We start from the raw sequence: 22,153 nt of genomic DNA on the forward strand, positions 1-22,153 counted from the left end.
CCCGCAACCCTGTCACGCCCTTGAACCAGATCGTGCGACGCCGGAGTTCCGATCATTCCGGCGCCTTCTTGGCGACGAACGGGTGATCCACGCCGTCCGTTCGAACGTTTCCTCAGTGCGCGTGTGGCCGGTCAGCTATCTGAGCCGAGCGACGGACGACATTGGCCCGAAACCGGATGTTCCGGCCGTCGCTGGTGGTATTGGGGGCGACAAAGCATGCGTTTGGCGGTGATCGGGACGGGAATTGCCGGCAATGCCGCCGCATGGCTCCTGTCCGAACGTCATGCCGTGACCGTCTACGAGCGCGAATTGCGACCGGGTGGACACAGTCATACAGTGCGGGTTGACTACGGTGGTGAAGAGATCGACGTCGACATCGGCTTCATCGTGTTCAACGAGCCGAACTACCCGGAATTGACGTCTCTGTTCGCGCACCTGGGCGTGAAGACCGAGGAGACATGCATGAGCTTCGCGATGTCGGCCGACCAGGGCCGATTTGAGTGGCGGGGCGGCGGCGAGACCTTCCTTCAGGTCGCCTCCGGCCTGTTCGCCCAGCCGCGCAATCTCTTCTCCCCGTCCTATTTTCGCATGCTGGCCGAGGTCCGGCGCTTCAACAAGGAAAGCGTCTCCGACTTGCGGGCCGGCCGGCTCCAGAACCTCACGCTCGGCGAATATCTGCGCAAGGGAGCGTTCAGCCCCCGCCTGTTCAGCGATTATCTAGGACCGATGGGGGCCGCCATCTGGTCGTCGCCCTCGGCCGAGATCCTCGCCTTTCCCGCGGAAAACTTCATCGCGTTTTTCGACAATCACCGGCTGTTGCATCTGGATCGGCCGCTCTGGCGCACCGTCCAGGGCGGCAGCCGGCGCTATGTCGAGAAGCTCACGGCCAGGTTCAAGGCCAACATCCGGCTCGGCTGCGCTGTGACGTCGATCCATCGCACCGAGCACGGCGTGACGATCGCCGACAGTGACGGCCATCAGGACTCCTACGATGCTGTCGTGTTGGCCTGTCACAGCGATCAGGCCCTGGCGATGCTGTCGGATGCCGACCCACGCGAGAGATCCATTCTCGGCGCGATCCGTTACGCTCCAAACACGGCCTATCTGCACCGCGACCTCAACCTCATGCCGAAACGCCGCAACGCATGGGCATCCTGGAATTTCTTGCGCTGGCGACGCGAAACGCCGGCCCGGAACGACGTCGCCGTGACCTACTGGATGAACCGGCTGCAGGGCATCGACGACAGCAAGCCGCTATTCGTCAGCCTCAATCCGCCGTTCGAGCCGGCGCCTCATCTCACGTTCGGCAAGTTCACGTTCGCACATCCACAATATGACGCAAGCGCGTTCGCCGCGCAGAGGAACCTCCCCGAAATCCAGGGACGCCGCCGCACCTGGTTTTGCGGCGCGTGGACCGGCTACGGATTCCATGAGGACGGCTTGCGCTCCGGCATCGCCGTCGCCGAGGCACTTGGCAGTGCGGTGCCGTGGCGGCAGTCCGGCGCGTTGCTGGCGCAGGCTGCTGAGTAGAACATGCTGCAACCGGGCGCCCCAGAACGAACGGCGACATCATCTGCAGCCGCGCTCTACCTGGGCAGGGTGATGCACGCGCGCGTGCGGCCCGTGCACCACAGGTTCGCTTACCGGGTCATGAACCTGCTCATCGACCTCGACCGGCTTGATGAAGCGGATCGCCAGTCTCGCCTGTTCGGCATCAATCGCGCGTCAGTCTTCAGCTTCCACGAATCCGATCACGGCAGGCGTGACGGCGCACCCCTGAGCAGCCATGTGCGAGGCCTGGCCGAACAACGCGATATCGATCTGTCGGGAGGGCGCATCCTCCTTTTGTGCTATCCGCGGCTCTTCGGCTACGTGTTCAATCCGCTTTCGATCTACTTCTGCTATGGCAGCAGCGGCAATCTTGCGCTGCTGATCTACGAAGTCCGCAACACTTTTGGCGAAATCCATTCCTACATCCTTCCGGTGGAGGACCCTGTCGCCGGCGGCGCCATACGACAATGCCAAGCGAAGGAGTTCTACGTCTCGCCATTCATGGAGATGCACACGAAGTATCGCTTCAGCATTGCCCCGCCCGACCAGCAGGTGAAGGTCAGAATCGTGCAGACCGATCAGCATGGCGCGATATTCACGGCCGCATTCTCCGGGCAACGTCGCCCGCTGACCAGCCGCTCGCTGTTGGCGACGCTCGTCACCCTGCCACTTCTCACCTTCAAGGTCGTCGCGGCCATCCATTGGGAAGCGATCCGGCTTTGGCTGAAAAATGTTCCTTACGTTCCCCGTCCGAACCAACGCTGAATGTGAAGCCATGGACCTCGCAGCCACTCACCAGACTGCTCGTTTCGATGACGTTCCCCTGCTCACGCGGCTCGCGCTGCGGCTTGCCTCGCGGCTCAAGCTCGGCACCGTGGATGTTCGCCTTCCCGACGGCAGAACGGTGGCATTGCGGGGAACGCATCCGGGTCCGTCGGCGACCATCGAGCTCAACAGTTACGCCTTCGCACGAAGCTTGGTCCTGGGCGGCGATATCGGCATGGCCGAGGCTTACATTCGGGGCGATTGGAGCACGCCGGATCTCTCCCAGCTGCTTTACGTGTTCTGTCTCAACCAAGACCTGGTCGATAGCGCCTTCGCCGGCAATGCGCTGGTCCGGCTTTGCCGGCGCGCGCTGCATCGGTTGCGCCGAAACACGCGACTGGGATCGCGGCTGAATATTCACGCCCACTATGATCTCGGTAACGATTTCTTTGCGGCCTGGCTCGATCCGAGCATGACCTACTCGTCGGCGTTGTTCTCGCCCGAGGCGACCGACCTCCTCGCCGCTCAACGGCACAAGTACGAACAACTCGCGAAAGCGATCGAGCTGCGGCCCGGCCATACCCTGCTCGAGATCGGCTGCGGCTGGGGCGGCTTTGCCGAATATGCCGCCAAGAGTTGCGGCGCCAAGGTCTTGGCGCTCACCATCAGCAAGGAGCAGCACGCATTCGCCAGCCGGCGAATCCACGAAGCCGGGCTGGGCGACAAAGTCGAGGTCCGGTTGCAGGATTATCGCGATCAGGACGGGCAGTTCGACCGTATCGCCTCGATCGAGATGATCGAGGCCGTCGGCGAGCCGTTCTGGCCGACGTACTTCAATCAACTGCATCAACGGCTCAAGCCGGGCGGTCTTGCCGGCATCCAGGCGATCACCGTCCGAGACGAGCTCTTTGACAGCTACCGGCGCCGCGTGGACTTCATCCAGAGCTACATTTTTCCGGGCGGGATGCTGCCTTCGCCGAATGTCCTGCGCAAGCTCGGCGAACGCGTGCAGATGCCTCTGATCCGCGAGCGGGTCTTTGGACAGGACTACGCCAAGACGCTCGCGGTGTGGCGAACGAGCTTCGGCCATGCCTGGACGGACCTGACCTCGCTTGGGTTCGACGAGCCGTTCCGGCGGCTGTGGGAATATTATTTGTGCTATTGCGAGGCAGGTTTCAGGGCCGAAAAGATCGACGTCCGTCAGCTGGTATTCGCGCGGCGGAGCTGACGTCGCTGGAGTTTCCGGTGTGAACGAATCCTCAGGCCGCTTCCGACGTTGATCGCGCACGCTGCTCGAGCACGCCGATCGTCGCGACCAAATTGTCGCGTCGCGCGCGAAGATTAAGCGCAAGAAGCGGGTATGTCGGCTGCAGCACGTCAAACACCCCTGCTCTCGCCTCTTCCTCGAGAATGTCTGTGTTCATGAGCCGAACGCGCCACCACAAATCGGCGACCAGCGCATCGAGCCGGAGTTCGCCGGCAGCACCAGAACGGGACACTTCTTGCATCACTTGCCTCAACCTGAAACGGCCTCTCTTCCAAGGCCAGACTTTGGTCCTGGTTGAGCAAGCAGAGTGCCAGCAATGGGCGGGCACAATCTGGTTTCGGAATGGATTGCTGCGCGAGCCGGCTGGTCAAGGCTGGCGCTAGGGAAGTGTTGCCCGTGGAGAGCGAAATGGTGCCCAGGGGCGGAATCGAACCACCGACACTGCGATTTTCAGTCGCATGCTCTACCAACTGAGCTACCTGGGCGTGCTCCAAAGAGGGGCCAAAGCCCATCGAGCGGGCGGTTTATAGTGGGCTGAAGGCTGCCTGTCCACCCGGCTTCGCCAAGTGGCTTCGCCGGGCGCGGCCCGGCTGTGCACAAGGCGGGACGTGGCTTGGAAGAAACGGCGCGCGGCGGTGCATCGAGAATTTAAATACTTGATAGAACAGGGCTATTCTTCGCCATCTGCCTCGTCATCCCGGCCGGGAATGACATAGGAGCCTTTCAGCCAGCGGTTCAGATCGACGTCGCGGCAGCGCGGGGAGCAGAACGGGCGGGTGGCCTCGGACTGCGGCTTGCCGCAGATCGGGCAGGTTTTGGGGCTTGCGGGCTTTTTCACCTGGTCGTCCATGAGGTGCTCAGCTGACACATGCGAGCCAGTTCAAGAGCCTGTCGCCAAAGGGTTTCCGCCGGCCAAGGCGCAGGCGTCCCGGCCAGGTCCCGCGGGGCAATTCTACTGTGCATGGGGTTGTTTTCGAGATTTTTTGCAGGAGCGGCTTGTCGGCTCAGATGGCGGTGGCATTGAGCCAGCCGAAGCGGATCGGGAAACCTTCGCCGCCAAGCAGCGTGGTGGTCTCGTAGAGCGGCAGGCCGACCACGTTGGTGTAGGACCCCACCATCTTGACCACGAACGACCCGGCGATGCCCTGCACGGCGTAGCCGCCGGCTTTGCCGCGCCATTCGCCGGAGCCGATATAGGCCTGGATGTCGTCTTCCGAGAGGCGCTTGAAGCGGACGCGGGTCTCGACCAGGCGCTGGCGGAAGGCCTCGCGCGGCGTCACCAGAGTGATGGCGGTGTAGACGCGGTGGTTGCGGCCCGACAGCAGCCGCAGGCACTGCGCGGCCTCGTCGACGAGGTTGGCCTTGGGCAGGATGCGGCGGCCGACCGCCACCACCGTGTCGGCGGAGAGGATGAAGGCGCCGCGCAGCTCGTCGTCGAGTTGCACCGATTTGAGCGCCGCATCGGCCTTGGCCCGCGCGAGCCGGTTGGCGCAGGCGCGCGGCAGCTCGCCCCGCTTCGGCGTCTCGTCGACGTCGGCGGGCCGGAGCGCGTCCGGCTCGATGCCGGCCTGGTTGAGCAGCGACAGGCGCCGCGGCGAACCGGAGGCGAGAACGAATTTGGGGCGGCCGAGCATCAGGTGATTTGGGGAATGAAGCAGGGGGTGAATTGCGCGCGGAACCTATCGGACGGGGGCTGATTTCACAACCCGGGAACCCGGACTTTACTGATTCGACGGGTACGGGATGCGTGTGCCCGCAGTCTGTGACGCGGGTGTTACGGGCGCCGAATGCTACCCGTTTGCCGCGCCCACCTTCGAAAATCGCCGGCGGATGCGCAGCAGGAGCTGGTCGCAGACGTCGCGGTAGGCGGCCAACTTCTGGTCGCGGCTGCCTTCCATGGTGGTGGGATCCTGCGTCGGCCAGTACTCGACGTCGGCGGCGAGCGTGCGGGTCAGCTCCAGCGCCTTGTGATGCGCCTCCGGCGACAGCGTGATGATCAGGTCGAAATTGAGCCCCTCCCAATCCTCCAGCTCCTCGAAGGTCTGCGGCTTGTGGCTGGAGATGTCCTGGCCGAGCTCGGCCATCACGGACACCGCGAACGGATCGAGCTCGCCGCGCCTCGCGCCGGCCGACTTCACGTAGAGGCCCTGCGGAAACATGTGCTGCAGCAGGCTCTCCGCCATCGGCGAGCGCACGCTGTTCATGGCGCAGGCGAACAGCACCGATTGCGGATCGCGTGCGCGTGGCGGACCCGCCATCGCGCTTAACCCTTCCAGTGCAGGACAGTAATGAGCGTGAACAGGCGGCGCGAGGTCTCGAAATCGACCCGCACCTTGCCCTTCAGCCGCTCCTGCAGCGTACGCGATCCCTCGTCATGAATGCCGCGGCGGCCCATGTCGATGGCCTCGATCTTGTCCGGCGTCGCCGTGCGGATCGCCTGGTAGTAGCTGTCGCAGATCATGAAATAGTCCTTCACGATCCGCCGGAACGGCGTCAGCGACAACAGATGCGCAACCACGGGCGTGCCGTCCTCGCGGCGGATGTCGAACATCAGCCGGCTGCCGGTGATGCCGATATGCAGCGTGAACGGCCCCTTTCCGTCGGCGCCCTCCGGCGCGAACAAATTCTGCTCGATCAAATCGTAGATCGCGATCGCGCGCTCATGCTCGATGTCGGGCCCGGAACGGCCGATCGAGTCCTCGTCGAGCGTGACGCCGACGATGCGATTGGTCGAGTCGTCCTGTTCGGGCGGCTGGGTCATGACAAATTGAGGCGCAATCCAATCGAGCGCGAATGAGCGTCTAGCCCCTCCGCCTTACCGAGAATCATCGCGGCCGGACCCAGCGCACGCAGCTGATCCGGGCCGCATTTCAGGATCGAGGTGCGCTTGAGGAAATCGTGCACCGAAAGACCCGACGAGAATCGTGCCGAGCGCGCCGTCGGCAGCACGTGGTTGGAGCCGCCGACATAGTCGCCGATCGCCTCCGGCGTATGCGGCCCGAGGAACACGGCACCGGCGTTGCGGATCCTTGCGGCGAGCGCGTCGGGATCTTGCGTCATGATCTCGAGATGCTCGGCGGCAATCGCATCCGCGAGCGGGATGGCGTCGTTGAGGTTCTTCACCATGATGATGGCGCCGAAATCGGCCCACGAGGCGCTGGCGATCGCGGCGCGCGGCAGCGTCTTCAACTGTGCCTCGACGGCCTTTTCGACATCGGCGGCAACGCGCGCCGAATCGGTAATCAGGATCGACTGCGCGCTGGCATCGTGCTCGGCCTGCGCCAGCAGGTCGGCGGCAATCCAGTCGGCATTGCCGGTATCATCGGCGATGACGAGCACCTCCGAGGGACCGGCGATCATGTCGATGCCGACTTTGCCGAACACCAGCCGCTTTGCCGCGGCGACATAGGCGTTGCCGGGTCCGACGATCTTGGCGACAGGCGCGATCGTCGCGGTACCATGTGCGAGCGCGGCAATCGCCTGCGCGCCGCCGACGCGATAGATCTCGGTGACGCCGCCAAGCTTTGCTGCCGCCAGCACCAGCGGGTTGAGCTTGCCGTCGGGCGAGGGCACCACCATGACGAGACGCGTCACGCCGGCGACCTTTGCCGGCACCGCATTCATCAGCACCGAGGACGGATAGGCCGCGGTGCCGCCGGGCACGTAGAGGCCGGCGGATTCGATCGCGGTGTAGCGCCAGCCGAGCTCGACGCCGAGGGAATCAGTGAAGCGCTCGTCCTTCGGCAGTTGGCGGCTGTGATAGCTCTCGATGCGATCGCGCGCGAACTTGAGCGCATCCAGCGTCGCGGCATCGCAGGCTTTCACCGCGGCCTCGATTTCGGCGGCGGTGACGCGCAGGCCGGATGCATCGAGCGTCAACCGGTCGAACTTTGCCGTGGCATCGAGCAGGGCGGCATCGCCCCGCTTCGCCACGTCGTCGACGATGGCACGCGCGGCCGCCTCGACATCGGCCGAGGCCTCTCGCTTGGCGGCGAGGAAGGCCCCGAATCGCTGGTCAAAATCGGCGCTGCTGCGGTCGAGACGAACGGGCATCTTGGCTTCTAACTGGTTTTTGGGGGCGCGGCTTGGCTCACCAGGCCCCTGCTCAATGGCGCGGCGGGGAAGCTGCGTCAACCCTTGGGCCGGGCCGTTCCCCTCCGGCGTTGTCCCGGCGAAAGCGGAATGCGTGGCGCTGGCATGCCACCTCACCCCTCCCCTTCAGCCTCCAACCCCGTCCCCAGCTGATCCGCCCCCAGATCCGTCAGCTCGCATTCAAGGCATTCGACGTCGAGACGGATGGCGCCGCCTTGGGAAAACAGCAGCAGCGCGCTCCCGCCGGGGGCATCCTGGCCGTGGAATTCGATGCCGACGAGGTCCAGGACAGTGTCCAGCGCGTCGAGGTCGATGTTGCGCGACTTGCAGGCGAGCACGCGGTCGAAACGGAGGGCGGCCACCAGCCTGCGCGGCTCGGCCTCGCCGTCCAGCGTCTGCTCCCAGTCCAACCGGCTCATGCCGACGACCAGCCGCTTTTCGCTTTGCCGCCAGATGATGTCGGAGGGCTGCACGCGAGCGTCCTGGACGTGGGCCGAGATCACGGAGAGGTCGTCGGCGTCGAGTGCGATCAGTTTGAGCTGGGGAGACATCGACGGCGCTTTCTCCTTCGGGCGGACGGGGCTCAACGCGCGCAGGCGGCGAAATTTCCCTAGAACTAACGCCCCACTGGACTAGAGGCTATTGATATCCTCCATCTCCAGCACCTTTCGCGGATACCCCTCCCGCGCAACCCGGATCATGGCGCGGCCGATCTGCTCGGTCGAGGTGACGAGCCGCGGCGAGAGCCGGCGCAGCACCGACCACAGTGGCCAGGTTGCCGCATACACGGCCTGCACCCACGCGGTCTTGGAGCGAGCACCGTGGAGCGGTTGGATCGCACCGGGCCGGAACATGTAGGCCGCCTTGAACGGAAGCTTGAGCAGATCGTTCTCGGTCTTGCCCTTGATCCGCGCCCACATCCGCGAACCCTGCTCGGTGGAATCAGTGCCGGCACCCGTGACATAGACGAATGTCATCTGCGGATTGAGCCGGGCCAGCGCGGTCGCCGCTGCGAGGGTGAGGTCATAGGTGAGATGACGGTAGCGCTCCTCGCTCATGCCGATCGAGGAGACGCCGAGACAGAAGAAGCAGGCGTCGAAGCCGGTGAGCTGTGCTTCGATCGCCGAGTAGTCCGTGAAATCGCCGTGCGTGATCTCCGTGAGCTTGGCGTTGCGGACGCCGGTCGGGCTGCGGCCGACCACGAGCGCGCGGCCGATGCCGGCGTCGACCAGGCATTCGCGCAAAACGCCCTGCCCGACCATGCCGGTCGCGCCGAAAATGATGATCTGCATCGGGACCTCCCCGACAGGCCCGCGGCTCATGCGGCGGCCGCGATCTCGTCGAAGGATACACCGGTCAAAGTCGCCGAGACATCCCACAGCATGGCTGCCGAGGCGAAATCCTTTGCCTGCGGCATGATCTTCGCCGGCCGCGGTGGCCCCTTCAATTCGAAGAACCAGTTCGGACCGTAATAGCCGCCGGGCTCAGCTGCGGGCGAGGTCGCCGCCAACAAGGTCGGCAGCGCGCCTTCCGCGGCAGACTGGCTGATGAAGGGCTGCAGCCACCGACTCACGCGCGACTGGAACGTGTTCGCACCCGGGCCGTTCGAAATCAGATCGGTCCGCGCGTAGCCGGGGTGTGCGGCAAGGCTCGTCAGACCCCAGCCTGTGGCGAGGCTGCGGCGCTGCAACTCCAGCGAAAACATCAGCATTGCCAGCTTGGACTGGCAATAGGCCCGCCACGGACGATAAGAATGCCTAGCCTGCAGATCGTCGAAATTGATCGAACCCGAGCGGTGCGCAAGGCTCGAGAGGTTGACGACCCGGGCCGCCTTCGCCCGGCGAAGCTGCGGCAACAGCTGCGCCGTCAGGGCGTAATGACCGAGATAGTTGGTGCCGAGCTGCATCTCGAAACCATCCGCCGTCTGCTGCCGCTTCGGCAGCGCCATCACGCCGGCATTGTTGACGAGCAGGTCGAGCTGCTCGTTGCCGGCCGCGAAGCGCCTGGCGAAATCGGCGACGGAGGTTAGACTGGCGAGGTCGAGATGCTCGTAAGCGATCAGCGCATTGGGAAAGCGCTCGCAAATGCCATCGATCGCGCGCAGGCCCTTTGCGTCGTTGCGCCCCGTGAGTATGACAATGGCACCGGCGCCCGCCAGCGCCATCGCCGTCTCGTAACCGAGGCCGCCGGTCGCTCCGGTCACGACGGCAGTCTTGCCGCTGAGGGAGGGGATGTCTGCCGTGGTCCAGTCGGTCATGCCATAGTTCCGTCGGGGCTGGGAAAAGCCCCGCGACGGGTCTAAATGTGCACTGGGTGCAACTTTGCAAGTGGTGAAATGATTTGAAGCTTTCGAAGGTCGCCGGGAAATCAGTCAACAAGCGCACCAAGCCATTGCCGGCAGGAGCAAAATCCCCCGATGGCCCCGGCCTGCGCCAGCGTAAATTGCAAGAGACCCGCGAGCGGTTGACCCGCGCCGCGATGGCACTCTTCCTGGAGCGCGGCTTCGAGGCCACGACCATCGACGATATTGCGGCCACGGCCGACGTGTCGCGACGCAGCTTCTTCCATTATTTCGCCTCGAAGGAGGACGTCGTCGCGGCCTGGCAGGAAGGCGCCGCCGCCGCGCTGGTCGCGGAGGTTGTGGCGCGGCCGGCGGGCGAAACCATGCTGACCGCGGCGGAGAACGCGATCGCGGCGACGCTCAAGCGGATCGATCCGGCTGAGGCTGCGGCCATGTCGCGGCTCAAGCGCGACAATCCCGCACTTCGGGCGCGCGACCAGCTCAAATACGAGAAGCTCGAGCGCGCGCTGGCCGAGGGACTTGCCCAGCGCGCCAGAAACAAATCGGACCAGTTGAAGGCACGCCTCGTCGCCATGATCGCCACCGGCGCGATGCGCGTCGGCGGCGAGAGCTGGATCGGCGGAGGGGCGCGGCAGAAGCCGGAAGCTTTCGTCAAGCGCACCTTCGACGCGATCAGGGCGATACTGGAGTGAGGCCGCTCACTCCCTAAAGAACGCCAGCAGGTCCGCGTTGATGGTCTCGGCGTGCGTTGTCGGCATGCCGTGCGGGAAACCCTTGTAGGTCTTCAGCGTGCCGTTCTTCAAAAGCTTGGCCGACAGCGGCGCGGAATCGGCGTAAGGCACGATCTGGTCGTCGTCGCCGTGCATCACCAGCACCGGCACATTGATCTTCTTCAAATCGTCGGTGAAGTCGGTTTGCGAGAACGCGACGATGCCGTCGTAATGGGCTTTCGCGCCGCCCATCATGCCCTGGCGCCACCAGTTCTGGATCACCGCTTCCGACGGCTTTGCGCCGGGACGGTTGTAACCATAGAAGGGGCCAGCCGCGATGTCGCGGTAGAAGCTGGCGCGGCCGGCAGCGAGCTGTACCTGGAAATCGTCGAACACGCTCTTCGGCAGGCCGCCGGGATTGGAATCCGTCTTCAGCATCAACGGCGGCACCGCGGACAGGATCGCGGCCTTCGCCACCCGGCTCTCGCCATGGCGCGCGATGTAATGCACCACTTCGCCGCCGCCGGTGGAGTGGCCGACATGGATCGCGTTCTTGAGGTCGAGATGGGCCGTCACGCCCGCGAGATCATCGGCATAATGATGCATGTCGTGGCCGTCGGCGACCTGCGACGAACGGCCATGGCCGCGACGGTCATGGGCGATGACGCGATAGCCGCGCGTGACGAAGAACATCATCTGCGCGTCCCAGTCGTCTGATGACAGCGGCCAGCCATGGCTGAACACGATCGGCTGGCCCGAGCCCCAGTCCTTGTAGAAGATCTCGACGCCGTCCTTGGTGGTGATGGTAGGCATTGTCAGGCTCCTTGAATGATCAGGCGAACGCCATCCGCTTGAAGCGGCGCCAGGCGCCGATGGTGAGCACCACGAAGAACACCAGCACGAGGCCCTGCACCACCGCGAACACGGGGCCTCCGGGCGGCGCCGGCGCCACGGCGGGTGCGAGCGCGGCGAGCGCCGGCACCTTCAGGAACGACTGGATCACCAACACGAAGACGTTGAAATACAGCGAGATCATCGCGGTCACGATGTAGACCGGGCGCCAGACACCAGCGAGCTTCATGCCGTAGAGCGCGATGCAGGCGATCGCGAGCAGGACCAGCGAGATGATGCCGATGATATGCGACGGCAGCAGCTCCTTGAACGGAAACAGGAAGCCGGTGGCGCTGGTGAGGATCGTGAACGTTAAGAAAATGGCGGTGAGGCCCGGCATTGGCTTCGAGCCGAGCAGGCCGAACATCACGACGAGGCCGGCGGCGATGCCGATCAGGCTGATGATGACATGAACCAGCGTGAAGGCGGGCAAGCTCAACCCAAGAACCATGACATCTCTCCTATTCTCTGCATCGAGTTCGGGAGATTAATATTACGGCCCTCATCAGATTGCCACACGCGCTGGCGTCACACATGCGTGCGCAGCCATGCGTCATCGTGCGAATCGAAAACGCATGGCTGAATTTATTTGCACCGCTGTCACAAACGACGGCAGTTGTAGCCCGGATGCAGCGAAGCGAAATCCGGGGCGTCAATCACAAGCACCGTCCCGGATTGCGCTTCGCTCCATCCGGGCTACGAGCCGACGAAAGTCGCGGCTCACACTTCCTTGGTGTCGAAGATCAACAGGTCGGCGCCGCCAGTGGCGAATTTCGGCACGTCGCCGGCGGCCGCCTTGCCTGCTTCGCTGCCGAAGGCCGACTGGATGGCGGCGACGTTGTCGAAGGTGAGAATGGCGACGAGGTGAATTCCGGAAGGTCCTGCAGGGGAGCCGACCGTGCCCGTGCTCACGGCGTACTTCTTCAAGCCGGGAAGTTTCTTGGCGAGTGGAATGTGGGTCTCGGCATAATGCTTGTCGAAAGCGGCAGCATCCTTGGGCGTCTTGTAGAGCACGACGAGTTCGGCCATTTAGTCCTCCCGTTGAAATTTGTTCTATTAGATCCTCATGGTGAGGAGCGTGCGAAGCACGCGTCTCGAACCATGAAGGCCCGGCTTTTGCATCCGGGCCTTCATCCTTCGAGACGCGGCCTTCGGCCGCTCCTCAGGATGAGGGGAGATAGTCCCGCATCACACCGCAGGATGGCAAGCCTCAATCGACTTGCCATTTACTTGCCTTGTCCTTGACTAAAGCGCCGGTTTTGCGGCGTCGCCGAGGAAGCCGTGCAGGGAGGCCACGACCTGCGCGCCCTCGCCGATGGCGCCGCCGACGCGCTTGACCGAGCCGGAGCGGACGTCGCCAACGGCGTAGACGCCGGGCACCGACGTCTCCAGCGGCGCGACCAGCCGGCCCTGGTTCTGCTCGGACTGCGCGCCTGTGACGACGAAGCCGCCGCGATCGAGCGTCACGCCGCAGCCGTCGAGCCAGTTGGTGGCGGGATCGGCGCCGACGAACAGGAAGAGATTGCGGATGTCGGCGAAATCCTCGTCGGCCGAGAGCCGGCTCTTCCAGCGGATGCGCCGCAGCAGCGAGGCCTCGTCGCCTTCGAGCGCCGTGATCTCGGTGTTGAACATCAGTTCGATGTTCGGCGTGGCTTCGATGCGCTCGATGAGATAGCGCGACATGCTGGCGCCAAGGCCACCGCCGCGGATGATCATCAGCACTTTTTTGGCGTGCCCCGAGAGGAAAACGGCGGCCTGCCCCGCGGAGTTGCCGGCACCGACCAGCGCGACCTCCTCGCCGGCGCACAGCTTCGCCTCGACCGGCGAGGCCCAATACCAGACGCCGCGGCCCTCGAACTTGTCGAGGTTCTCGATTTCGGGCCGGCGATAGCGCGCGCCGCTTGCGACCACCACCGCGCGCGAATGCAGCGGGTCGCAGCCGTCAAGCGCCACCGAAAACGCGCCGTCCTTGCGCGTGCAGTCGAGCGACTTCACCGTCACCGGGATCATGATCTCCGCGCCGAATTTTTGCGCCTGGTTGAAGGCACGTGCGGTCAGGGCCTGGCCGGAAATTCCGGTTGGAAAGCCGAGATAGTTTTCGATGCGCGCGCTGGCGCCGGCCTGGCCGCCGAAGGCGCGGGTGTCGAGCACGGCGACCGATAGGCCTTCGGACGCGGCATAGACGGCGGTGGCGAGTCCAGCCGGCCCGGAGCCGACGATCGCGACGTCGTAGATGCGATCGTTGCGCGGGCCGCCGATCATGCCGATCGCGCGCGCAAGCTCGGTTTCGCCGGGATTGCGCAGCACCGCACCATCGGGGGTGACGACCAGCGGCCAGTCGTCCGGCTTGGGCGAATAACGCGCGATGACGTCGGCGGCGTCGCGATCGCGCGCGGGATCGAGCAGATGATGCGGCTGGCCGTTGCGGGTGAGGAAGCCCTGCAACCGCACCACGCCTGCCGAATGCGACGGACCGATCAGCACGACGCCGCCGACGCCGCCCTGCAGCAGATTGACCCGGCGCAGGATCAGCGCGCGCATGATGCGCTCGCCGAGCTCGGCCTCGGCGACCAGCAGCGCGCGCAGCCGCTCCGGCGGCAACAGCAGCGTCTCGACATCGCCTTCGGCGCGGCCGTCGACCAGCGCCGGCCGTCCGGAGAGCTGGCTGAGCTCGGCCAAAAATTGCCCCGGCCCCTGGTCGATCAACGGGGTGACATGGCCAAGGCCGTCGCGCTGGGCGATGGCGACGTGGCCCTTCAGCACGACGAACATGCCGGGCCCCGGCTTGCCGGTCTCGAACAGGAATTCCCCATCGGCATAGTTGCGGGCCTCGCCGAAATGCCTCATCCGCTCGATCTCAGCTGATGTCAGCGTCGGAAAGGTCTGTTCAGGGCGGGTGAACCGCGACATCTGCGCGTCACCGTCGGGTCGTTGCGATTCGTCCTGCCCCATTGCCACGTCCATGCTCTCCAAAGAAATTCCAGCCGTCGGATTCTAGCCGCCGGTCTTGTCAGCGGTCCCCTCATCTAGGGAACCATCTTCATTCTGCGAGGGGCCGGCACTTGCGGCGCGTTCGCGCGCCTGCACCTTCCGCCGCTTCAGGTTTTCGCGCAGCGCCGATTTGAGCCGGTCGTCGCGGGACGCCCTCGCCTGTCGGGAGTCCTGCTTCGTGCTCTTGTCGTTCTCGTCTGCCATCGGGGTCCATTACAGCGATCGGCGATAACATGCCCGAGGAATAAGGCAGCTCAAGAGGCCCGCGCGATCCGATCGTGCGAAAATCGAAATGGATCGAATCCGGCGCATCGGGCAACTGGCCAGTTGGGTGGGGATATCGGAAGCGATTCCGCGGAAAGTCGGCCGTTTCGAGCCAAAACAGGCATTTTGCTCCCGATATCGACCCGATTTTATCGCTTTGGCGGAGCTAGCAAGCTTGCACAGGAGGGGGGCTTGTGGCAGATATCGGCCCGCTTGGTAGGCCCCTCGTGGCGGCCGATTCTTACCCCAGCACATGCTGCCGTAGCTCAGTGGTAGAGCACTCCATTGGTAATGGAGAGGTCGACAGTTCAATCCTGTCTGGCAGCACCATTCCCTGGCTCAAATCACACGTGAAGCAGCTTTCTCGCGGCATGAGATGCCCGAGTTTTGCTTTTTCCTTAGCCCTACTCTGTGAAGAGGGCGCAGGGAAGACCGGGTGCCGGCTGGCACCCGCGGTCTGCTGCGCGAAGATGTAGCGCAAAAAGACCGCACAGCAGCATACAGGTGACGCCGAACACTCGGCCTTCCCTGCGCAGTGGGTTGACGGCTTATGCCGCGCTCTCCCCGGCGACGAGTTCCTTTTTGTCACCGTCGCCTTGCGAATTGACGATGGCCAAAGACCCGGTTGAGCCCCGATCCATCTCCGCAAGGCTTGACCGTAGCAACGACGGCCAGGACCACACGATTTTGCCGTACGCAGCGATCCGGCTTCGCCAAGAGGCTTCGCCGGACACGTCCTGCTTCGCCCAAAAGGGCTTCGCAGGGCGTTGGCGCCGGTCGTCCGCACGCTAGAAACAAGACCTCACGAGGTTCATCTCGCCCTGGTCCCGCCTTCGTGCCCGACGCTGCCGCGTCCACCACCCCCCGATCCACGTTCGTTACGACGGACGATCGTCCCTCTCCCTGGACCGGGATGGCGGATTGATACTGCGATTCCGAATTTCGGTAAAGTGGAATATTTTTGTGAGGGAGGGTTGACGGGGTTTTGCGGGAGGCGGGTGTTTTGCCCGACGGGTCGCCCTCGGCCACGCGTGCTGCTTTTGACATAATCGGCGAATCCAAGAGGCAGTTCTGCGACAGCGGTTCTCAGCGCCACTGCGAGCAACTAATATTCGGCAATCTGGAACAGTCGAATGGCGTGGGAAAAGATCGTCAAGCGAATTGGGATGGGTTGTTGCCCAGAATGTCAAAGCCCTGGCTTTGACTATCAAGAAGGCGCGAATCCTCACGATGATGAAAGAGCCGCGGTTCAATGTCCGAAGTGCGGATGGAAAGGGATGCTTGGCCAAATGCGCATCATCCCGGAGCCGGGCACAAATGAGGGCATTCCCACAAATGAGTGACGTGAACCGAACGTCATTGATAGTCCTGCTCGCGCGATTGGTGGGCTTCACGCTTTGTGGAGCCGTTCTCGGATTCGCGGCTATGCTGATCGGAACCTCGTTTCTGAGTCGCGTACAGGGAGGCATTCACAGCGATTGGACGCTCGTTGTGCTCATTGGTATCCTCGTTTGCTTTGCTCTGGGTGGAGTTGCAGGGGCCAAAGGAGCCACCCGCCTTGTCAAGTCCTGGCGCAGCTAAGGCCTTGTTCGGTGGCCAAGCATGCATGATGGGTTTCGCAAGTGCTCTATCCATCCTACGCGAGCTTAAGACTAAGAAAAGGGGAGAGGCATGCTTGGGAACGCGAAGGTGGCAACCCGGCTTCCAGCCAAAGACCTGGATCGGGCGCGAGCGTTCTATTCGGAAAAACTCGGGCTCGAGCCGGTCGAACAGCGCGACGGTGGACTCCGTTACGTCTGTGCGAATGGCGAGTTTGCGATATTCATCTCGGCCGGACTGCCATTCGGCACGCACACACAGATGGGCTGGGAAGTTGAGGATATCGAGGCAACGGTGCGCGAGCTTCGCGTGCGGGGAGTCGAGTTCGAGGAATATGACCTACCCGGCTTGAAGACCGTTGATGGGATTGCCGCGATTACCGGGAATTACCCCAGCAAGGGTGTCGGTGAGCGGGGCGCGTGGTTCCGCGACAGCGAAGGTAACTTGCTGGGAATCGGGCAGCCGATTCGATCTTGACGAGCAGCCGGGTCGCTCGTGTGCTCGACATGCGGACGGCCGCCGCCAACCATCGCGGCCTTGCGGCGGTGACGAAACATGATGGGCTTCGCAAGTGCTCCACCCACCTACGCATTATCACTTGATCACTTGTCGTCACCCATCTGATGCGCCGCAAAGCGATCGTCGCTGCGGCGCAGCCGTCGGCATAGCTCACGATTGATGTTCTGCAGGACGATCACATAGGCGTGGATGTCGGCCTTGTAGCAGGCGTAGAGTTTCTGGGCGGTCAACTCATAGAGCACCGTCGGGCTCTCCGCGACCACTGTGGCAGAACGATTTTGCATTTCGATCAGCGTCATCTCGCCGAAGAAATCGCCGGGCTCCAGAACGGAAATCGGGATGGCGTTGCCCGCATTCGCCCGCTTGCTCACCGCCAGCCGGCCGGACTTGACGATGAACAGCGAGCGTCCGGGCTCGCCCTCCGTCACGACGGTTGCTCCGGTATCAAATCGGCACTCGACCAGCATCGACATCAGGAGGTCGAGACTTTGATCCGGGATACCGCCGAAGAACGGTGTGGCGAGCAGGAACGCTTTCAGGTCGGGGACACTGACGGCCATCGCGGAAGGTTACGCCCGGTCGCTGACTGCGGCAAGCGGAGTAGCCTGCTCCGTCATTGCGAGCGTAGCGAAGCAATCCAGAATCTTTCCGCGGAGGGACTCTGGATTGCTTCGTCGCAAGTGCTCCTCGCAATGACGAGTTGAGAGCGCTTCGCCTCTTGAGCCCAGTGAGCTACTGCCGCGCGACACTTTCCCCCCGCAGCGCCCTTCGCTTTCGCCACACTTGCAGGTCAATCATGACCTTCACGGTTGCCACGAGGATCAACACGCACAGCGCCGCCTTCGAGACTGTCTCCATCGTCCCCTCGATCAGCAGGCAATGGACGACGCTGCCTGCGACGATGATGATCGCGAGCGGAATATGGACGATGCGCCAGGTGCGCAGCCGCAATCCCAAGCGCCGGCGTAGCAGCGCGAGAAGCGCGACGGTGAAGATGGCCCACATCGCGGTCACGCCGAAGGGGGAGAACGGCGTCGGTGACGTATAGGTCAGGGCGTCGATCATGTCGGGCGGGCTGGTGATCCAGAGGCCGGCGACATGGATCACGACCGCCAGAGCGAGCGCGCCGCCGATCCAGTGATGGGCGCGCCGGCCGCGATAGGCCGACAGTCCCGGCAGATATCCGCCGATCAGCAGGGGCTGAACGAGCACGAGTCCCAGCGCGATGATCCCTGCGAATCCGGCCAGGATGTAGACCGGGCCGCGCCATGCGAGCTGCTCGCTTCCGGCAGCGAGCGCGATCGGCACGCCGATGGCCAAGGCAAGGGCGACCCAGATCAGGCTCGCCCGGGCCGGTCGCCGCCCCTTCATCTCCAATGCGATCAGGCCGGCTGAAGGACGAAGTGCGCCTCGAGGCTGGTTTCCTTTGCGCTCCGCATCACCGGCCGCAGAAAGACCGTCTTGAACTCACCGCTGTCATAGGCGAGGTGGCCATGCGGCTGGCCGAAGATGGGAATGATCTGCGGCATCTCGAGCCGGAACTTGCCGTCCTTGTCGGTGAGCGTGGCGCCATGGCTCTGCGGCTCGTGCTCCTGCCCTTCGGTGGTGTGCGCCCAGATCTGGATGCGCTGCCCGGCCAGTGGCGCCCCGTCGCCGGCGCGGCGGACGGTGCCGCTCATCCAGAAGCCGCCCTTGCCGATCCTGTCCACGATCGCCGCGCCCTTGCGGTAGTTGTTCGCTCCGCCCGACATCGTCTCGGTCGGCGCGAGGCCGTCCGCGCGGGCGGGCAGCAGCAGGCCGGGAACGCCGGTTGCCAAAAGCCCGGTTGCGAGCGTCGAGCCGCCCGCGCTAAGGAGGTTGCGGCGATTGAGTACGACGATGGTCATGTCGGTTCTCCTGGCGAGCGTGCAGTCGCTCCGCCAAGGGTACAACAACAGAGGCGGGACGCCCAGTTGAGACAAAGGGCACGACGGGCCGCGATAACAGTGTTGTGAAAGCGGTCGTAGCCTCGTCAAAAGTTCTGTTTGACGAACTTCTCGCCGATATCCAGAGCGTCTAGCAGCGACTTTCTGTCGTCGTGCCCGGTCTGGTACCCCTTGACGATCGCCTTGCCGCGTTCCTCGGGAGTGCCGTGGTGTCTCGGGTGCTTGAGCATGTTGTCGCCAGCGTTGAATTGCGTCAGCGCGATCACCGCAGCGTTGAAGCTCGAGTGCTGTAGCTTGCGAACGCCCGCGAAATAGCCGGCAAGGAAATCCGCGTGCAATTCCACCCGCTTGACAGTGGGCTGCCCCTCAAGGAGAATTTCGTCAACCCCAACCTTCCACTGCAGGACGTGTCCGAACTCGTGGGCGCAAATGCCGGCGACCGCGGCATCTCCGGCCTCTGGGTCTGCCATCAGCTGCTTCAGGAGCCCTTGGCCGAACAGCACTGTGCCATCGCTCCCAGCCACGCGTTTCTCGCGCAATGCAAACGCATTTGGCGAGTCACGGTCGTCGAAATAGGCGAAGCTGGGCGTGACATTCAGACAGTCGGAAATCCTGACCAGCGTCTCCGCCAGCGCCCGGTCGAAATCCTTGTCGCCCGAGTTGGGTATCGACGGCATCTCGCGCACGCGGCCACCCTGCCCATCCTGCTTGTTGCCGAGAATGTTGCCGGCTTCACTCGCGGTCAGACTGCAGCCATAGGCGGGATTGTGGCGTGCGTCGGCGGCCCTTGCGCCAATGCCGCCGAAAAGAAGAAGTCCGCATCCGATGCAACATCTTCGTGTCAGCATCTGCATCTCTCCCTAGCAGAGATTCGGAAACCGTTTGCAGGCCTCCGAGGTGCCGCTCGTCTGAGGCGGGGCGCTGGAGGGCGGATTGGGTACGCTTCCAGGAGTGGGAGCATCGGTTTGCGGAAGCGGCAACGGCGGGGGGGGAAGTTGCTGGGGCGTGGAGCCAATGTTGAAATTCGCGTATTCGATCCGGTTGGTATAGAGGCTGATGCCCAAGAGCCAGGTCGACACACCCTGCTGATGCTGCACAACCAAGGAATAAACCGGCCCCGCAGGGAGCTGGGACTGTCCGTTCAGGACGACATTGGTCACCTGCCCTAGCTGGACCAGTTGCGGATAGATGCCGCTGTTGCCCGTCTGCATCGCGATCGTCTGCCAGAGCTGCGGGCCGTACCAGGTCCAATTCGGTGTGCCCGTCTGCAATTGCTGAATGACGGCCATCAGGATCTGCCGCGGGTCAGCCTGCGCCGATGCGGTCCGCATACCCTGCACCTGAAGCAGGCACGCCAACGACGCCACGATCAAGAACCGGATCAATCCCCTGGATGTCATCTTCATTCCCTTACTCGCGCTAGGCCGGCAAGCCACAATCCACGACACGGCCACCGGCGTTTTGATCGGCTGGTCAACCGGTCACTTGTTCAGTCCTGTTGAACTCCTCACATCCGACTCTGTCCGGGGCACGACGATCGGCCGGTCTTGAGCCGGACGCTCGCCATCGGGATTAACCCTGAACGTGCTCGATCCGCCTCCGGTCCCGGTGCCTGATCCGATACCGGAGCATTGAATCCTGCACGCCATCTTGGTTCGATCGCAGGTGCATTCGTCGGCGATCCGGCTGAAAAGCTCGGCGCGGGGCAGCGGAAACGTGACCAGCGCCAGGCTGGCCAGCACCAGTGTCTTGCGTATGGTCATCTTTCACTCCACGGGCTTGAAACGAACGCTCTTGAAACCGACCACGACCGGGCGGGGCAACAACGTCTCCGGCAAAAGCACATTCGAGGTCGCGCGGCGCTCGAGGGCGATCGCCCCGCCAGGCGAATTGTTGGAGCCGGTCTGGGGCGCCGGAGTGGGTAGCGGTGGCCTGCTGTCTGGCTCGGCGTGGTTCCCACCCGCGCCTGTGGCCGGCGCACTTGGCTGCGCTGCAATCGCCGGCAATACGGCCTGCTGATTTACTCCGATACTTCCGCGCGCCCCGCCGTCTTCGCCCATACTGGTTTGAATGGAACGCGCCAGGAAAACCCGGCTCACGAGCGCGAGCTCCACCGAAAAGCGCGGCCGTTCGATCCCCGTCTTGCGGTCTTTCACCTTGTCGTCGATCCTCTTCCCAATCAACATCGCAAGCTGTTTGCGTAGACCCCGCTGCCAGCAGAACCCCTTTGTTTCTTCATTTTCACAGAAATCGATCAGCCGCAGCTCCGCTGGTACCGCCGGAACGCCATAAGTTTCGGTGGCCGAAAACCTGACCTCGACCGTTTCGGTCGAATTGGCGTCGGCGCCAAACGCGCCATTGAACAGCTGCGACATCGCGCTTGCGCTGCCGCTTGCCCGCTTCACATTGGTGATGGTGAAGCGCGGGAATAGCACGAGCGGAAGGGCCGTCCGCATTGTGGGAGGCTTGAACAGCGACTCGGTGGCGCTGCCTTGCGGCCACATCTGCCCGTCATGCTCGGGCCGCGCATTCGTCGCTGGAAATTGATAGACGGCTCGATAGGCCTCCTCGAGTTCCGGCGTCAAATCGAGATGCAGCAATTTGATCGAGCGGCCCGCAAACGGCTCGTCCGTCGCCGAACCAATGGCCGCGTCGTCGGAGATCATCGCAAAGACATCGCCGACCTGGATGTCCTCCACAGGGGGATAGACCGGCTCGAAGCCGAGCTTCTCGATTGCCTCATTCCATTGCTTCGCCACCGAGAGCTTGGGTCGCTCGCCGGACCCCGCCCAATTGATCGCAGTAAATATCGCGCCCACCAGGACGACGAAGCCAACCATAATCCAGGCCGTATAGCCCCGCTTTGCCCGGGCAAGGGTGTCGCCAGGAGGATCATCCATGACCCAGCTCTCTATTTCCATCACGCGGCGCAGCCTGCGGCTGGAACGCCTTGCCAAAAAATTTGCCGCGAGCCCAGCCCACCCAGCTGCCCGCTCGCGACGGCGCAGCACCGACAACCAATCTCGTCGCAGGATGCCGCTTCGTTCGCGAAACACGACTTCAAACAATAAGCGCCACTAAACATGAAACTCGCGGTGGTTGCCACACCCAATTCCAACAATCCGGGAATTATCGAACCGGCAACAGCAATGGGCGCCGGTTCGCAACGACACGTGAATGACGAACGCGTTGCCGCGACGGCGTCCTGCCCAGCAGGCAAGGCCTCGGCTGCGAAGACACCGCAGCAATGCGCCGTCGGATCGCACAGGCGGCAGAC

The 22,153-nt window shown here is 63.6% G+C and carries 26 protein-coding genes and 2 tRNA genes; 6 read left to right on the forward strand and 22 right to left on the reverse strand.

Translation table 11 applies throughout. The features are described from left to right. Window positions 1-216: 216 nt before the first annotated feature. The 3 genes from AC0L3J_RS00315 to AC0L3J_RS00325 are packed head-to-tail and all read left to right on the forward strand — an operon-like array spanning window position 217 to window position 3,544. Window positions 217-1,530 carry an NAD(P)/FAD-dependent oxidoreductase gene (locus AC0L3J_RS00315; protein ID WP_473345458.1) on the forward strand — a complete coding sequence of 438 codons (1,314 nt, stop codon included), beginning with the start codon at window positions 217-219 and terminating at the stop codon, window positions 1,528-1,530. A 3-nt stretch (window positions 1,531-1,533) separates the two neighbouring features. Beyond that, the gene (locus tag AC0L3J_RS00320; protein ID WP_473345459.1) at window positions 1,534-2,316 is read left to right on the forward strand and encodes a DUF1365 domain-containing protein; all 783 of its coding nucleotides are present in this window, start codon (window positions 1,534-1,536) and stop codon (window positions 2,314-2,316) included. A 10-nt stretch (window positions 2,317-2,326) separates the two neighbouring features. Then, a complete protein-coding gene (locus AC0L3J_RS00325) occupies window positions 2,327-3,544 on the forward strand; it encodes a class I SAM-dependent methyltransferase (RefSeq protein ID WP_473345460.1) in 1,218 nt (405 codons plus the stop codon). A 31-nt stretch (window positions 3,545-3,575) separates the two neighbouring features. Here AC0L3J_RS00325 and AC0L3J_RS00330 read toward each other — a convergent pair whose 3' ends face one another. The 10 genes from AC0L3J_RS00330 to AC0L3J_RS00375 form a co-directional block, all read right to left on the reverse strand. After that, window positions 3,576-3,824, reverse strand: a complete 249-nt coding sequence (locus tag AC0L3J_RS00330; RefSeq protein WP_473345461.1) for a hypothetical protein — start codon at window positions 3,822-3,824, stop codon at window positions 3,576-3,578. Between the two features lie 168 nt (window positions 3,825-3,992). Next, a tRNA-Phe gene (locus tag AC0L3J_RS00335) sits at window positions 3,993-4,068 on the reverse strand. 185 nt (window positions 4,069-4,253) lie between these two features. Beyond that, a complete protein-coding gene (yacG, locus tag AC0L3J_RS00340) occupies window positions 4,254-4,433 on the reverse strand; it encodes a DNA gyrase inhibitor YacG (protein ID WP_473345462.1) in 180 nt (59 codons plus the stop codon). A gap of 154 nt (window positions 4,434-4,587) precedes the next feature. After that, window positions 4,588-5,217: a Maf-like protein gene (locus AC0L3J_RS00345; RefSeq protein ID WP_027565713.1), complete on the reverse strand. Its 630-nt coding sequence runs from the start codon at window positions 5,215-5,217 to the stop codon at window positions 4,588-4,590. Between the two features lie 156 nt (window positions 5,218-5,373). Continuing rightward, window positions 5,374-5,841 (reverse strand): arsenate-mycothiol transferase ArsC, encoded by a 468-nt coding sequence (locus tag AC0L3J_RS00350; protein WP_473345463.1) that lies wholly within the window; start codon window positions 5,839-5,841, stop codon window positions 5,374-5,376. A gap of 5 nt (window positions 5,842-5,846) precedes the next feature. Beyond that, entirely contained in the window at window positions 5,847-6,344 is a 498-nt protein-coding gene (locus tag AC0L3J_RS00355; RefSeq protein ID WP_018453111.1) for a UPF0262 family protein, read from the reverse strand. Then, the gene (gene hisD, locus AC0L3J_RS00360; protein WP_473345464.1) at window positions 6,341-7,636 is read right to left on the reverse strand and encodes a histidinol dehydrogenase; all 1,296 of its coding nucleotides are present in this window, start codon (window positions 7,634-7,636) and stop codon (window positions 6,341-6,343) included. Before hisD ends, AC0L3J_RS00355 begins: the two co-directional genes overlap by 4 nt. A gap of 152 nt (window positions 7,637-7,788) precedes the next feature. After that, window positions 7,789-8,226, reverse strand: a complete 438-nt coding sequence (locus AC0L3J_RS00365; protein WP_473345465.1) for a DUF2948 family protein — start codon at window positions 8,224-8,226, stop codon at window positions 7,789-7,791. Between the two features lie 81 nt (window positions 8,227-8,307). Continuing rightward, a complete protein-coding gene (locus AC0L3J_RS00370; protein WP_473345466.1) occupies window positions 8,308-8,967 on the reverse strand; it encodes an NAD(P)H-binding protein in 660 nt (219 codons plus the stop codon). Window positions 8,968-8,993: 26 nt separating this feature from the next. Then, the gene (locus AC0L3J_RS00375) at window positions 8,994-9,932 is read right to left on the reverse strand and encodes an SDR family oxidoreductase (protein ID WP_473345467.1); all 939 of its coding nucleotides are present in this window, start codon (window positions 9,930-9,932) and stop codon (window positions 8,994-8,996) included. An 83-nt stretch (window positions 9,933-10,015) separates the two neighbouring features. Here AC0L3J_RS00375 and AC0L3J_RS00380 point away from each other — a divergent pair, with 83 nt between their 5' ends. Further along, window positions 10,016-10,669 (forward strand): TetR/AcrR family transcriptional regulator, encoded by a 654-nt coding sequence (locus AC0L3J_RS00380; protein ID WP_473345468.1) that lies wholly within the window; start codon window positions 10,016-10,018, stop codon window positions 10,667-10,669. A 6-nt stretch (window positions 10,670-10,675) separates the two neighbouring features. Here AC0L3J_RS00380 and AC0L3J_RS00385 read toward each other — a convergent pair whose 3' ends face one another. The 5 genes from AC0L3J_RS00385 to AC0L3J_RS00405 all read right to left on the reverse strand — a co-directional run bounded on the left by AC0L3J_RS00385 (window position 10,676) and on the right by AC0L3J_RS00405 (window position 14,773). Next, window positions 10,676-11,500 carry an alpha/beta fold hydrolase gene (locus AC0L3J_RS00385; RefSeq protein ID WP_473345469.1) on the reverse strand — a complete coding sequence of 275 codons (825 nt, stop codon included), beginning with the start codon at window positions 11,498-11,500 and terminating at the stop codon, window positions 10,676-10,678. A 19-nt stretch (window positions 11,501-11,519) separates the two neighbouring features. Continuing rightward, window positions 11,520-12,029, reverse strand: coding sequence for a hypothetical protein (locus tag AC0L3J_RS00390; RefSeq protein WP_473345470.1), 510 nt, complete (start codon window positions 12,027-12,029; stop codon window positions 11,520-11,522). Window positions 12,030-12,298: 269 nt separating this feature from the next. Then, window positions 12,299-12,607 carry an EthD family reductase gene (locus AC0L3J_RS00395; protein WP_007597575.1) on the reverse strand — a complete coding sequence of 103 codons (309 nt, stop codon included), beginning with the start codon at window positions 12,605-12,607 and terminating at the stop codon, window positions 12,299-12,301. Window positions 12,608-12,823: 216 nt separating this feature from the next. After that, window positions 12,824-14,530, reverse strand: coding sequence for an FAD-dependent oxidoreductase (locus AC0L3J_RS00400; protein WP_473346045.1), 1,707 nt, complete (start codon window positions 14,528-14,530; stop codon window positions 12,824-12,826). Window positions 14,531-14,572: 42 nt separating this feature from the next. Beyond that, complete coding sequence (locus AC0L3J_RS00405) at window positions 14,573-14,773, reverse strand: hypothetical protein (RefSeq protein WP_473345471.1); 201 nt, start codon at window positions 14,771-14,773, stop codon at window positions 14,573-14,575. Window positions 14,774-15,088: 315 nt separating this feature from the next. On the opposite strand from AC0L3J_RS00405, the gene AC0L3J_RS00410 reads away from it, so the two are divergent. Together AC0L3J_RS00410 and AC0L3J_RS00415 are read left to right on the forward strand one after the other, a co-directional pair. Continuing rightward, a tRNA-Thr gene (locus AC0L3J_RS00410) sits at window positions 15,089-15,163 on the forward strand. Between the two features lie 1,341 nt (window positions 15,164-16,504). Then, a complete protein-coding gene (locus AC0L3J_RS00415; protein ID WP_473289573.1) occupies window positions 16,505-16,909 on the forward strand; it encodes a VOC family protein in 405 nt (134 codons plus the stop codon). Between the two features lie 125 nt (window positions 16,910-17,034). Here AC0L3J_RS00415 and AC0L3J_RS00420 read toward each other — a convergent pair whose 3' ends face one another. The 7 genes from AC0L3J_RS00420 to AC0L3J_RS00450 all read right to left on the reverse strand — a co-directional run bounded on the left by AC0L3J_RS00420 (window position 17,035) and on the right by AC0L3J_RS00450 (window position 21,944). Then, the gene (locus AC0L3J_RS00420; RefSeq protein ID WP_473289571.1) at window positions 17,035-17,511 is read right to left on the reverse strand and encodes a Crp/Fnr family transcriptional regulator; all 477 of its coding nucleotides are present in this window, start codon (window positions 17,509-17,511) and stop codon (window positions 17,035-17,037) included. A 172-nt stretch (window positions 17,512-17,683) separates the two neighbouring features. Next, a complete protein-coding gene (locus AC0L3J_RS00425) occupies window positions 17,684-18,322 on the reverse strand; it encodes a ferric reductase-like transmembrane domain-containing protein (RefSeq protein ID WP_473289569.1) in 639 nt (212 codons plus the stop codon). Window positions 18,323-18,333: 11 nt separating this feature from the next. Further along, a complete protein-coding gene (locus tag AC0L3J_RS00430) occupies window positions 18,334-18,837 on the reverse strand; it encodes a peptidase associated/transthyretin-like domain-containing protein (protein WP_473345472.1) in 504 nt (167 codons plus the stop codon). Window positions 18,838-18,962: 125 nt separating this feature from the next. Continuing rightward, on the reverse strand, window positions 18,963-19,730 hold the full coding sequence (locus tag AC0L3J_RS00435; RefSeq protein WP_473345473.1) for a M48 family metalloprotease: 768 nt from the start codon (window positions 19,728-19,730) through the stop codon (window positions 18,963-18,965). 6 nt (window positions 19,731-19,736) lie between these two features. Next, on the reverse strand, window positions 19,737-20,282 hold the full coding sequence (locus AC0L3J_RS00440; protein WP_473345474.1) for a hypothetical protein: 546 nt from the start codon (window positions 20,280-20,282) through the stop codon (window positions 19,737-19,739). A gap of 75 nt (window positions 20,283-20,357) precedes the next feature. Further along, a complete protein-coding gene (locus tag AC0L3J_RS00445) occupies window positions 20,358-20,639 on the reverse strand; it encodes a hypothetical protein (RefSeq protein ID WP_473345475.1) in 282 nt (93 codons plus the stop codon). Window positions 20,640-20,642: 3 nt separating this feature from the next. Further along, a complete protein-coding gene (locus tag AC0L3J_RS00450) occupies window positions 20,643-21,944 on the reverse strand; it encodes a hypothetical protein (RefSeq protein WP_473345476.1) in 1,302 nt (433 codons plus the stop codon). Between the last annotated feature and the right edge of the window lie 209 nt (window positions 21,945-22,153).

The sequence above is a fragment of the Bradyrhizobium sp. Kon37 genome (assembly GCF_055807535.1).